The sequence below is a fragment of the Cupriavidus sp. 05N39 genome (assembly GCF_056397325.1).
Window position 1 is genome coordinate 20008 of the sequence record NZ_JBFTNE010000113.1, and the last position, 12573, is coordinate 32580.

A 12573-nucleotide genomic window follows, 5' to 3' on the forward strand; every position below is an offset into this window, starting at 1 on the left:
GCCTCGTGGTGGCGGCGCGCGACTTTGCATGGCAGATGCGCCTGCTCAAGCTGATGGGGTATCGCGGCCTGGCGTTGTGCGACCTGATGCCCTACCTGCGTGGCGAGAAGGCCGGCAAGGTGGTCGGCATCACGCTGGATGACGGCTATCGGAACAACCTCGAGCATGCCTTGCCGGTGCTGCAGCGCCACGAATTTACCGCGACCTGCTATGCGGTCAGCAGCCTGGTCGGCAAGACCAATTCCTGGGATGCATCGATCGGCGTGCCGGAGAAGCCGCTGATGACGCTGGACGAACTACGTACCTGGACCCGGGCCGGCATGGAGGTCGGCGCGCACACGCGCACGCATGTGGACCTGACCCGGCTAGGCACCGTTGCCGCGCGCGGCCAGATCGAAGGCTGCAAGCATGAACTGGAGTCCGCGCTGGGCATGCCGGTGCGGCACTTCTGCTATCCCTTCGGCGAGTTCGACAAGCACGTCGTGGACCTGGTGCGCGGCGCCGGATACCAGAGTGCCGTTACCACGCAGCGCGGCCGCGCCGCTGTCGGTGGCAACCTGTTCGGCCTGCCGCGGGTGTTGGTTTCGCGCGCCTCGCATACCGGGCAGTTCTTGCTGAAGCTCGCCACCGCTTATGAGGATCAACGCGGCAAGGAGGCGGTTCGCCATGAATCGGCTTGAGCCATATCCGGACCCGGCCTCCGGCCAGTTGCGCGTGCTCTTGCTCAACTCGCTGCTCAACGGCGGTGGCGTCGATTCCCACACGCTTTCACTGTGCCGGGCGTTGCAGCTTCAGGACTGCGAAGTGACCCTGGCAGTGCCTTCCCGCGCCCGGTGGATCGTCGCCGCGCAGGACATGCCGGGCGTGCGCTTGATGGCGCTGGGCGCGAAGCGCGTGGTCTGGCCGCTGATCCTGGCGCGGACGATCCGGGAGCAGCGGATCGATGTCATCCACGCCCACCATGGGCGCGACTATTGGGTGGCGATCCTGGCATGGATGCTGTCCGGCCGCAAAGCGGCGGTGGTGGTGACGCGCCACCTGATGACCCGGCTCAAGGAACGGACGCGCCGCTACCTTGCCGCGTTTTCCAGCGTGATCGCCGTATCGGACGCGGTGCAGGAATCCCTGCGAAGGGTGGACCCGGAACGAACGCTGCGGCTCAGGCGGATATATTGCGGCATCGATACCGAGCGTTTCCGCGCGGTCGCCATGCGGCGCTGTCGGGTCCGGCAGGCGCTGGGGCTGCCGCAGGATGCCTTGATCTATGCGCTGATCGGCGGGGCGCAGCAGCCTGACGGCAAAGGGCAGTCCTACTTCGTCAAGGCGGCGGGGCAGGTGCTGGCACGGCACCCGAGATCGCATTTCCTCTGCGTTGGCGAAGGCGACCTGATCCCGCAACTGCGCCGGGAGGCCGATGCTCTGGGCCTGGCGGGACGCATCCACTTCCTCCCGTTCGAGCACGATGTGCCGTCGCTGATGCAGGCGATCGACGTCCTGGTGCATCCGCCCGTGGGCAGCGAAGCGCTGGGCCTCGTCATCCTTGAGGCATTGAGCTGCGGCAAGCCGGTGATTGCCACGGAACTGGACGGCATTCCCGAGACCTTCATCGACGGCGACCACGGCGTCCTGGTGCCGCCGCGCGACTCGGGTGCCCTGGCCGGCGCGATGTGCCAGCTCGCGGCGGATCCGATGCTCGCGGCGCGGATGGGGCGCCGCGGGCGCCGCTGGGTGGAGGCGAATTTCTCGCTCGGGCCGCTCGGACGCGAAACGGTGAAGTTGTACCGGGACTGCTTGTCCGCATTGCGGCGTGGAAAGCGTGGCGTACCTTAGGAAGGGCGGCGGCAATCCGCATCATGGCCGTTCCGGCATGGTGCGTTCCGGCACCATGTCGGGGCCACTCGTCTATACTTGTCAGCATGCTAACAATTTGGTGAATGGAATGTCCACCGCGAAACGTCAAACGGCGCACACCGCGCCCCCGGTCGAGGATCAAGCGCCGTCCGAAGCGGACCCGGCCAAGGAGCTTCTCTGGGCCCGGCCAGGCTTTCTTGTGCGCCGCCTGCACCAGATCCACGTGGCCATGTTCTTCGAGGAATGCAAGTCGGCGAGCATCACGCCGGTGCAGTACGCCATCCTGACGGTGCTATCGGTGCTGCCGGGGCTGGACCAGACTTCGCTGGGGCAGGAAGTGGGCTTCGACCGCACCACCACGGCCGATGTGGTGCGCAGGCTGGAAGAGCGCGGGCTGGTCGAGCGCAAGGACAATCCGGCCGACCGGCGCACGCGTCACGTGCACCTGACCAAGGAAGGCCAGGAGGTGGTGGCGTCGCTGCGCGCCGATATGGAACGCGCGCAGGAGCGCATGCTGGCGCCGTTGCGCCCGGCGCAGCGCAAGGTGTTCATGGACCTGCTGGCGACGCTGGTGGAGGCCAACAATGACTACAGCCGCACGGTGCTGCGCATCATGTAAAGCGTTGCGCGCACCGTGCGCGCGGATTACACCGGGTAGACCAGGTCGTTGGCGATGATGGTGGTGTCGTACACGACCTGGCGCTCGGCCAGCAGCAGATTGCCCTGGGTGCGGGCAAAACGGTCGTGATAGGTGCCCGCCATGTGGATGGTGGTGGGACCTTCGACCAGCGTCTGCAGCAGCAGGAAGCTGGCTTGCGCATGGATCTCGCCATACGCGGTTTCCTCGGTGACGCGGGTGTTGGTGACAAGATGCAGCATATGGCGCGGCGCGAACATCTGGGTGCGCGCGATCGCCACCGCGCGGTCGTGCATCATGCCGCGGCCTTCGGCGTAGACCAGTCCCACGGGCATGCCGAGTTCCACGTTCTCCCTTGCTGTGACGCGGTAGATGCAATCCTCGGTAAAGAAATCCGGCCACGATTCCACCAGGCCGGCATCGAGCACGGCGCAGTATTCGGCGTGGAAGGCATCGATCTCCATGCGCAGCGCCTGCGCGCGCGCGGGCTCCAGCTTGCAGGGGCGGTAGAGGGTATGAGCCGTCGGTGTCATGGTTGGTGTCATGCTGTTCAGAACCCCATCACGCTGCGATAGTATTGGTACATGGCGCGGATCGCGGATTCCGAGATCAGCGAGTTGGCGGTGCCGACGTGGCCGGGGTCCAGTTTCAGCACGTTGCGGTCGGTGCTGGAGCGGCGCACGCCTTCCTGCACGAACTTCATCGCTTCGTTGTCTTCCAGGCCGAGGAAGCCGGCTGGTCCCATCAGGTTGCCCTGGCGCAGGCGGTGCCGCGTCATCTCCTCGCTGTCGTCCTCATAGCCGAACATGGTCCATTGCATCAGCATGCTGTCCGGGCCGTTGGGCACGATCTGGCGCACGCCCAGCGTATTCATTTCGCGCTGCACGATCAGGTTTGGCCAGATGGTCTGCATGGTGACGGACCACGGCGAGTCGAACTCCTTGATGTATTCCAGGAATCGGTCATCCTGCAGGCGCATGCCCTCGTGGAACGAGCGCATTTCCTTCTTGTTCTCTTCGCTCACCGCGGCGTACTTGTCTTCCTTCTTGGCCGAGGCCATGGTGCCGTGGCGGCCGTGCACCGGGTCGGCGATCATGGCGGAGTCATTGCCGGCCACCAGGAGACCGAACACCACCAGGAAGGAATGCAGCAACGTGGCGTGGTAGGGGTCTTTCAGGTTCTCGTGGTACATCTTCCAGTTGCACGGCAACTCATTCTTGTAGTACCCGAGGATCTTGAGCGGCTTGCCATTGAACACCACGTCGAAATCCTTGAGGATCTCGGGCGTCAGGTAGTCCTCCAGGCTCTCCATATCGCTGGCGTAGGAGGCGAAGATCACGCCATTGCGCGTGGCCACCTGCAGCTTCATCAGGCCGTGGTCTTCGTTACGGAAGTCCTTGGGCATGCCGCCGGCGCGGTTGACGCCGCGCTTGAACGGGACGCCCTGCAGGTTGCCCTTGAGATCGTAGGACCACTGGTGATAGGGGCAGACGAACTCCTTGGCATTGCCCTGGCCGTGCCGGCAGAACTCCGCGCCGCGGTGGGCGCAGCGATTCTCGAAGACATTGATCGAGCCGTCCTCGGCGCGCGCCACGACGACTGGCGTGGGCCCGACATAGGAACGCTTGAAGTCGCCGGCGTTGGGGATCTCCGCCTCCAGCGCGACGAAGTTCCACGAGCGGCCGCGGAAAATCTTTTCCAGTTCCATGTCGTACACGGCGTTGCTGGTGTACACCCAGTCCGGGATGAAATGCAGGGCGTCCTCTGGCCACTGGCAGGCGGCCAGTTCGGCATCCTTGGCGCGCGGCGTGCGGTTGATGACCGCGTGGGTCTGGTACATGTCGGTTCCTCGTTCGGGATCGTTCAGGATTGGGTCTGGCCAGCGAGCGCGGCGGCGGCCTCGCGTACCGCTTGCTTCAGGGGCATGGCGGTGTTGCGGAGCAGGCCGATGTCGCAGGCGGTGCGTTGTTCGATCAGGTTGCGGAGCTGGCGCAGGTCGCCGCCGGCATTGACCGCGATAGCGTGGCGCAGTTGCGCGCCGGCCATGCCAAGCAACAGGAATCTGGGGGCGTCGCCGTCCGCCGCGCCGTTGCCGCGCAGGGTGTAGCACAGCGTGGGGTCCACCGCGCCCAGCATCTGGATGTTGCAGCCGAGCTGGTCGGTCCAGAACCAGGGCACGGCGGCCGGTGCCGTCTCCACGCCGAGCATGGCGGCGGCGGCGATGCGGGCCTGCTCGTTGGCGTTCTGCCACGACTCCAGCCGGACTTCCTGGCCGAACAGGGGCTGGTACTGGCTGGTGCAATCGCCGGCGGCGAAGACGCCCGGCGCGCTGGTGCGGCAGTGCGCGTCGACCTGGATGCCGCCGTTGCCCGGATGGAGCGCCAGCCCGGCGGCCCGCGCCAGGCCGGCATCGGGATGCAGCCCGATGGCGACCACTGCCAGCGGTGCGTGCAAGGCGGAGCCGTCCGTCAGCGTGACGGCAACCCCGTTCGTGGCCGGCGGGATCGAGGCGATCCCGCAGCCCAGGCGCAGGTCGATGCCGAGGCTGCGCACGCGCTGCGCCAGCCAGTCGGAGAACACGGCCGGCACGGCGCGCTGCAGCAACCGTGGCGCGGCTTCGATCACCGTGACCTCCAGTCCCGCCGCGCGGGCGGTGGAGGCCGTTTCCAGCCCCAGGAAGCCGCCGCCGATCACCAGCACGGAGCGCTCCCGGCGCAGCGCGGCGCGCAGGCCACGCGCATCGGCCAGCGAGCGCAGGTAGTGCACGCCCGCCATGCCTTCCGGCAAGGCGGGCAGGGTGCGGGCACGCCCGCCGGTGGCCAGCAGGCAGCGGCTGAAGGCAATCGCCTGGCCATCGGCACAGCGGGCCGTGCCACTGCCGGGATCGAGCGACGTCACTGTCGTGCCCAGACGCAGGTCAATGCCTTGCTCGGCATAAAAGCCCGCCGCGTGCACGCCGATGCGTTCGTCCTGCTGCTCGTCCGCCAGCACGGCCTTGGATAGCGGCGGGCGCTCGTAGGGGGCATGGACCTCGCCGCCGACCATGACGATGCCGCCGTCATGGCCCAGCGAGCGCAGCGCGGCTGCCGCGGTGGCGCCGGCCTGGCCGGCACCGATGATCAGGATAGGGGCGTCTTGTGGCATAGCGGGGGCTCAGGCGGTGACCATGACGTCGACCATCACGTCGCTGTCCACGATCCTGACCGGATAGACGCGGATGCCCTGGGTGGCGGGCGCGCACATGGCTTGCCCGGTGCGGATGTCGAAACGCGCCTGGTGCAGCGGGCATTCGATGCAGCCGTCTTCCAGGTAGCCGTCCGACAGCAGCGCGTACTGGTGCGTGCAGACATTGTCGGTGACGAAGTACTCCCCTTCGCTGCGGTACAGCGCCAGTTGCGCGTCCCCGAGCGTGAGCGACATCACTTCATCGTCCTGAAGCTGGCCGGTAGTGGCGATCTTGGTCCAAGCCATGATGCATCTCCTTTAATCAGTATGCTGAGTATTAATGATCAGTGTACTGATTTAAATTGCCGACTGAATCAGCGTTAACCCTTGGCTGTGGCCGAGCTGGCGGAACGGCCGTGGAAGGCGGGCGCAGACCGCGTCAGCGCCGCCCGGCGGGCCAGCAGCGCCTGCACCTCGCCCATGATCCCGCGCCGGAAGGTAAGCACGCAGACCACGAAGATCAAGCCCGTGACCATGCTGACCGATTCGCCCAGCGTGTTGAACCAGTCCACGCCCGTAAGCGCGGCCAGGCTGCTGCCGAAATCACCCAGCTTGTTTTCCACCGCGACGATCACCAGCGCGCCCAGGATGGGCCCGGAGAGGGTGCCCATGCCCCCCACCAGCGTCATCAGGATGACCGATCCGGACATGGCCCAGTGCACGTCGGTGAGGGTGGCGAAGCCGAGCACCAGCGTCTTCAGGGCGCCCGCCAGCCCGGCCAGCGCCGACGACAGCACGAAGGCCAGCAGCTTGAAGCGGTCGGTGTCGTATCCTAGCGAAATAGCGCGCGGCTCGTTCTCCTTGATAGCCCGCAGCACCTGCCCGAACGGCGAGTTGACCACGCGCGCGATCAACAGCAGCGCGGCACCGGCCACGGCCGCCGCCACGTAGTACATGGTCAGGTCGCTCTCCAGCGAAACCAGCCCGAACAGGCTGCCGCGCGGCACCGCCTGCATGCCGTCTTCGCCGCCGGTGACGGGCGCCTGCAGGCAGAAGAAGTAGAACATCTGCGCCAGCGCCAGCGTGACCATGGCGAAGTAGATGCCCTGGCGCCGGATCGCCAGCGCACCGAAGGCCAGGCCGAGCAGCGCGGCGAAGGCCGTGCCGGCCAGCAGGCCCAGCTCCGGCGTCGCGTGCAGCGATTTCATCACGTAGCCGCAGGCATAGGCCGCGCCGCCGAAGAAGGCGGCATGGCCGAAGGACAGCAGGCCGGTAAAGCCCAGCAGCAGGTTGAAGGCACAGGCGAACAGGGCAAAGCACATCAGCTTCATCGCCAGCACCGGGTAGGCGCCGAGGAAGGGCGCCAGCGCGACGGCCGCCGCCAGCAGGGCGATCGTCAGCCTTGCGCGTGAGTCGTTGATCATCATTTTTCCTTTCCGAACAAGCCGGCGGGGCGCACCATCAGCACGCACACCATGGCCACGAAGACGACGGTCGCCGAGGCTTCCGGGTAGAACACCTTGGTCATGCCCTCGAATATGCCCAGGCCGAGGCCGGTGAAGATGGAGCCGAGGATGGATCCCATCCCGCCGATTACCACCACCGCGAACACGGTAATGATCAGGTTCTGCCCCATCAGCGGCGAGATCTGCATCACCGGCGCGGCCAGCACGCCGGCAAAGGCGGCCAGCCCCACGCCGAAGGCATAGGTCAGCGTGACCAGCAGCGGCACGTTGATGCCGAATGCTTCCACCATGCGGGGGTTCTCGGTGCCGGCGCGCAGGTAGGCGCCGAGCCTTGTCTTCTCGATCACGTACCAGGTCACGAAGCACACCGTGAGCGAGGCCACGACGACCCAGGCACGGTAGTTGGGCAGCACCATGAAGCCCACGCTGGTGGCGCCGCTAAGCGCCTCGGGCGTGGCATAGGACAGGCCGGACACACCGTAGGCCGAGCGCAGCAGGCCTTCGATCAGCAAGCTGATGCCCAGCGTCAGCAACAGCCCGTAGAGGTGGTCGAAGCGGTAGAGGCGGCGCAACATGGTGCGTTCCAGCACCACGCCCAGCGCGCCGGCAACCAACGGCGCGAGCAGCAGCATCAGCCAGTAGTTAAGGCCGAGGTAGCTCATGCCCATCCATGCCAGCACGGCGCCCAGCATGAACAGGGCGCCATGGGCGAAGTTAATGACGTTGAGCAGGCCGAAGATGACCGCAAGGCCGAGACTGAGGATGGCGTAGAACGAGCCGTTGACGAGGCCGAGCAGCAACTGGCTCAGCAGGGCGGGCACAGGTATGCCAAAAAATTCCATAGCGATGGTTCCTTACACGCCGAGCAGGGCGTTGAGCGTGGGCATCTTGTGCCCGAGCGCGCCGGCGTCGAAGCTCTCCACCATGCGGCCGTGCTCCATCACATAGAAGCGGTCGGCCAGAGGTGCGGCGAAGCGGAAATTCTGTTCCACCATCACGATGGTGTAGCCGCGCTTCTTCAGGGTGGTGATCATTCTTGCCAGTGTTTGTACGATGACGGGCGCGAGGCCTTCGGAGATTTCATCGAGCAGCAGCACGCTGGCGCGGGTGCGCAGGATGCGCGCGACCGCCAGCATCTGCTGCTCGCCGCCCGACATGCGGGTGCCCTGGCTCTTGCGGCGCTCCCACAGGTTGGGGAACATCGCATAGATCTCGTCCAGCGGCATCGGCTCGCGGCCCGCGGTTGCGCCGTCCGGCTTGAACACCGGCGGCAGCATCAGGTTCTCCTCGCACGACAGGCTGGAAAAGATGGCGCGTTCCTCCGGGCAATAGCCGAGTCCCAGAGGCGCGATGCGGTGCGTCTTCATGCCGATGGTCTCGGTGCCATTGACGCGGATCGAGCCTTTGCGGGCGCCGACGAGCCCCATGATGGCGCGCATGGTCGTGGTGCGGCCCGCGCCATTGCGGCCGAGCACGGTGACCACCTCGCCCGGATTGACGGTCAGGTCCACCCCGTGGAGGATGTGGGACTCGCCATACCAGGCGTGCAGGTCCTTGATCTGCAGGGCAGGGGTTGGTTGGGTCATGGCGTTGCCTCCGTCAGCGCGGCATCGGCCGTGCCCATGTACGCTTCCATCACCTGCGGGTTCCGCGCCATTTCCTCGTAAGGCCCTTCGGCCAGGATGGCGCCGCGCTGGAGCACGGTGATGCGGTCCGCGATGGATGACACCACGCTCATATTGTGTTCGACCATCAGCACGGTGCGCCCCGCTGAAACCTGCTTGATCAAGGCGGTTACCACCTCCACGTCTTCATGCCCCATGCCTTGCGTGGGTTCGTCGAGCAGCATCAGCTCCGGGTCCATGGCGAGCGTGGTGGCGATTTCCAGCGCGCGTTTCCGCCCGTATGCCAGTTCGGCGGTGGGCAGGTCGGCAAAGCCTTCCAGGCCGACGGCCTTCAGCAGCGCTATCGAGCGGTCATTGAGTTCATCGAGCGAGCGCTTGCTTTTCCAGAAGTGATACGCGGTGCCCAGCTTGCGTTGCAGCGCCACGCGCACGTTTTCCATCACCGTGAGCTGCGGGAACACCGCCGAGATCTGGAAGGAGCGGATCACACCCTTGCGGGCGATCTGGGCCGGTCGCTCCCGCGTGATGTCCTCGCCGTTGAACAGGATGGCGCCGGCGGAGGGCGTGTGGAACTTGGTCAGCAGGTTGAAGCAGGTGGTCTTGCCGGCGCCATTGGGCCCGATCAGGGCGTGGATGGCGCCGCGCCGTACCCGCAGGTCGACCCTGCTGACGGCGGTGAAGCCCTTGAACTCCTTGGTGAGTCCGCGGGTTTCAAGGATTACGTCAGCCTGGCTCATGCGTGCTCCGCGTCAGTGTCATTGCGTGTCGGCATCGCGGCTCACTTCTTCACGAGCGCGCATTCGCTTGCGGATAGCGGGCGGAACGCCGCGTCGCCGGGAATGGTGCCGAGGTATTTGACGAGATCCCACGGGCCCTTCGACTCCGCCGGCGACTTGGCCTGCGCCAGGTACATGTCATGCACCATCCGGCCATCCGCGCGCACCTTGCCGCCATGCACGAAGTCATCGTTGACCACCAGGGCGCGCATCTTTTCCGCCACGGCCGGCCCGTCCACCGTCTTGGCCGCCTCGATCGCCTTGAGGTAATGCAGCACGCCGGAGTAGACGCCGATCTGGCCATGCGTCGGGTAGGCCTTCTGCTTGGCGAAGAAGCGCTCGACGAAGGCCTTCGACCTGGCGTCGAGATCCAGCTTGAACGGGTCCACATAGGTCAGACCCTGCGCCACGCTGGGCCCCAGGCTCTTCAGGTCGGTGATGAAGGTCGAGGGCGTAATCACGGTCTGGCCGCCTTTGATCAGGCCGAATTCGCCGGCCGCCTTGACGCCGTTGATCATGTCATTGCCCGCGTTGGCCAGCACTACCACCTTGGCCTTGGACGCGGACGCCGCCACGATGGGGCTGCTGAAGTCGCTGGCATTGAGCGGGTGCTTGGTGCTGCCGATATTCTTGCCGCCGCTGGCATCCACCTCCTTGCGGAAATCCGATTCCAGCGACTGGCCGAATGCGTAGTCCACGGTGATGTAGTACCAGCTGCTCTTGCCGTCGGCGATCAGGCGCTTGACCAGCGGCGCCGATACCGAGTAGGTATCCCAGCCCCAGTGGAAGCCGGTGGGCGAGCAGTTCTGGTTGGTCAGCGCCATGGCGCCGCCCGTCGAGACGATATTGATCTTCTGCTTCTGCTTGGCGATTTCCTGCACCGCCAGCGCGGTGGAGGAGTTGGGGAAGTCGATCACCATGTCGACGCCATCGGTATCGAACCAGCGGCGCGCCAGCGACGAGGCGATATCCGCCTTGTTCTGGTGGTCGCCCGACAGCACGGTGACCGGCTTGCCGAGCACCTTGCCGCCGAATTCCTCCACCGCCATCTGCGCCGCGAGCACCGAGCCGCGGCCCGAGAGATCGGCGTAGGAGCCGGACATGTCGGTAATCACGCCAACCTTGACACCGCTGGCATCCGCCAGGGCGGCGGTGCCATACATCAGGGCGATCAGGGCAGGCACCAGGGCGATGCGTTGGGCTTTGTGCAGAGACTTCATGGGGGCGCTCCAGACAGGGTGAATGAAAAACGGAAAGCAGGAAGAAGAGGGGGCAGGGCCCGGCCGTGCATCGTTTGCGTACCGGCCGGCATCGCCTTGGTGCAACGATCAGTATGCTGACTATAAAATACAGTGTACTGAGCAAATTCCGGGCCAGATGCCATGGCGGGCCGGCTCAGGTCTCCAGGTCGCGGCCCCGCGTTTCGGGCACGAACACCATGCCGATCACAAACGCGAGGGCGGCGATCGAGACCGGATACCACAGGCCAAAGTACACATTGCCGCTGGACACGTTCATCGCCGTCACCACGAAGGACAGCATGCCTCCGACCCAGCCGGCGCCAAGGTGGAAGGGCAGGGACAGCGAGGTGTAGCGGATGCGCGCAGGGAACAGCTCCACCATGAACGCCGCCAGCGGGCCGTACACCATGGCGAGGAAGAGGATGGGAATCAGCAGCATCAGGAACAGCATCGGGCGGTTGATGGCCGCCGGGTCGGCGCGCTCGGGCCAGCCCGCGGCAAGCAGGGCCTGCCGGATTGCCTTGCTGTCGAAACCCTGCAGCGTCGCGTCGCCGATGCGCAGTTCGGGCTGCGGGCGCCCCTCGTCCTGGGTGAATTCGTAGCCCACGCCGAGGTCCGTCAGGTAGCCCTTGGCCTTGTCGCATGCGGATACCGGCTCGGCAAACAGTCGGAAGTGGCAGTCGCCGGCGCGCAGTTGCACGGTGTTGCGCTGCTGGAACTGTTCGAGCGCCGGATTGGCGTAATGCGTCAGCGCCTTGAAGATGGGCTGCGTGGTGAGGGCGGCCAGCAGGCAGGCGGCCATCATGATGTGCTTGCGGCCAATCCGGTCGGACAGCCAGCCGAAGAACAGGTAGCAGGGCGTGGCGATCACCAGTGCGATGCCGATCAGCAGGTGCACCAGTTCCAGCGGCACGTGCAGCGTCTTGTTGACGAAGAACATGGTGTAGAAATGCCCGGTCCCGAAGATGGCCCCGAGCCCCGAAGCCACCACGAACAGCAGCAGCACATACTTCAGGTTGGCCCAGTTCGTGAAGCTGTCCAGGATGGGCGATTTCGACGTGTTGTTGCCGGCCTTCATGCGCGCGAAGATCGGCGACTCGTGCAGCTTGCCGCGGATATAGACCGATACCACCAGCATCAGGAAGGACACCAGGAAGGGCAGGCGCCAGCCCCATTCGCGAAACTGCGCCTCGCTCAGGAAGGTCTTGAGCAGGTACACCACCAGCAGTGAGGAGAGCAGGCCGAGGGTGGCCGTAGTCTGCAGCGAACTGGTGTAGAGGCCGCGCTTTTCGACCGGCGAATGCTCGGCGACGTAGGTCACCGCGCCGCCCACCTCGCCGCCCAGCGCCAGCCCTTGCAGCAGGCGCAACAGCACCAGCAGGATGGTCGCGGTGATGCCGATCTGGCCATACGTGGGCAGCAACCCGACACCCACGGTGGCGATACCCATCAGCAGGATCGTCACCAGGAACGTATATTTGCGGCCGATCAGGTCGCCCAGCCGGCCGAACAGCAGGGCGCCGACGGGGCGCACCAGGAAGCCCGCGCCGAAGGTGGCCAGGCTGGCGAGGAAAGCGGTGGTTTCGTTGCCGGGCGGGAAGAACAATGCGCCAAAATAGACGGCGAGCGCCGCGTAGATATAAAAGTCGTACCACTCCATCAGCGCCCCGAAAGACGACGCGAGGATCACCTTGCGCTCTTCCCTCGTCATGCCTTGCTTGCGCGCGGCGGCACTGTCACTGGTCAGGCTGATTGTCATGGCCGTAGTTCTCCTGGGGGCGTCCCAGCTTGTGCGTGTGTGTGCTTCACCTG

Annotated in this window: 13 protein-coding genes; 3 read left to right on the forward strand and 10 right to left on the reverse strand. The window is 65.7% G+C overall.

The features are described from left to right. From AC1DN0_RS34490 to AC1DN0_RS34500, 3 genes are all read left to right on the forward strand, one after another. On the forward strand, window positions 1-680 hold a 680-nt coding region (locus AC1DN0_RS34490), incomplete at its 5' end, for a polysaccharide deacetylase family protein (protein WP_477146355.1). Then, on the forward strand, window positions 667-1830 hold the full coding sequence (locus AC1DN0_RS34495) for a glycosyltransferase (RefSeq protein ID WP_441636525.1): 1164 nt from the start codon (window positions 667-669) through the stop codon (window positions 1828-1830). The genes AC1DN0_RS34490 and AC1DN0_RS34495, both read left to right, overlap by 14 nt. Before the next feature lie 109 nt (window positions 1831-1939). After that, window positions 1940-2470, forward strand: a complete 531-nt coding sequence (locus tag AC1DN0_RS34500) for a MarR family winged helix-turn-helix transcriptional regulator (RefSeq protein WP_441636523.1) — start codon at window positions 1940-1942, stop codon at window positions 2468-2470. A gap of 26 nt (window positions 2471-2496) precedes the next feature. Here AC1DN0_RS34500 and AC1DN0_RS34505 read toward each other — a convergent pair whose 3' ends face one another. From AC1DN0_RS34505 to AC1DN0_RS34550, 10 genes are all read right to left on the reverse strand, one after another. Further along, on the reverse strand, window positions 2497-3021 hold the full coding sequence (locus tag AC1DN0_RS34505) for an aromatic-ring-hydroxylating dioxygenase subunit beta (RefSeq protein ID WP_428180391.1): 525 nt from the start codon (window positions 3019-3021) through the stop codon (window positions 2497-2499). Between the two features lie 17 nt (window positions 3022-3038). Continuing rightward, window positions 3039-4328, reverse strand: coding sequence for an aromatic ring-hydroxylating dioxygenase subunit alpha (locus AC1DN0_RS34510; protein WP_441636521.1), 1290 nt, complete (start codon window positions 4326-4328; stop codon window positions 3039-3041). A gap of 23 nt (window positions 4329-4351) precedes the next feature. Beyond that, the gene (locus tag AC1DN0_RS34515; RefSeq protein ID WP_441636519.1) at window positions 4352-5632 is read right to left on the reverse strand and encodes an NAD(P)/FAD-dependent oxidoreductase; all 1281 of its coding nucleotides are present in this window, start codon (window positions 5630-5632) and stop codon (window positions 4352-4354) included. A 9-nt stretch (window positions 5633-5641) separates the two neighbouring features. After that, window positions 5642-5959 (reverse strand): non-heme iron oxygenase ferredoxin subunit, encoded by a 318-nt coding sequence (locus AC1DN0_RS34520; protein WP_441636517.1) that lies wholly within the window; start codon window positions 5957-5959, stop codon window positions 5642-5644. 74 nt (window positions 5960-6033) lie between these two features. Next, window positions 6034-7077, reverse strand: a complete 1044-nt coding sequence (locus AC1DN0_RS34525; protein WP_441636536.1) for a branched-chain amino acid ABC transporter permease — start codon at window positions 7075-7077, stop codon at window positions 6034-6036. Next, window positions 7077-7961 carry a branched-chain amino acid ABC transporter permease gene (locus AC1DN0_RS34530; protein WP_441636515.1) on the reverse strand — a complete coding sequence of 295 codons (885 nt, stop codon included), beginning with the start codon at window positions 7959-7961 and terminating at the stop codon, window positions 7077-7079. Before AC1DN0_RS34530 ends, AC1DN0_RS34525 begins: the two co-directional genes overlap by 1 nt. A 12-nt stretch (window positions 7962-7973) precedes the next feature. Continuing rightward, window positions 7974-8705, reverse strand: coding sequence for an ABC transporter ATP-binding protein (locus AC1DN0_RS34535; RefSeq protein WP_441636513.1), 732 nt, complete (start codon window positions 8703-8705; stop codon window positions 7974-7976). Continuing rightward, window positions 8702-9481 carry an ABC transporter ATP-binding protein gene (locus AC1DN0_RS34540; protein WP_441636511.1) on the reverse strand — a complete coding sequence of 260 codons (780 nt, stop codon included), beginning with the start codon at window positions 9479-9481 and terminating at the stop codon, window positions 8702-8704. The genes AC1DN0_RS34535 and AC1DN0_RS34540 overlap by 4 nt, the downstream gene beginning before the upstream one ends. Window positions 9482-9522: 41 nt before the next feature. Then, window positions 9523-10740: an ABC transporter substrate-binding protein gene (locus tag AC1DN0_RS34545; protein ID WP_441636509.1), complete on the reverse strand. Its 1218-nt coding sequence runs from the start codon at window positions 10738-10740 to the stop codon at window positions 9523-9525. Window positions 10741-10915: 175 nt separating this feature from the next. Next, the gene (locus AC1DN0_RS34550) at window positions 10916-12520 is read right to left on the reverse strand and encodes an MFS transporter (protein WP_441636508.1); all 1605 of its coding nucleotides are present in this window, start codon (window positions 12518-12520) and stop codon (window positions 10916-10918) included. Window positions 12521-12573: the final 53 nt, after the last annotated feature.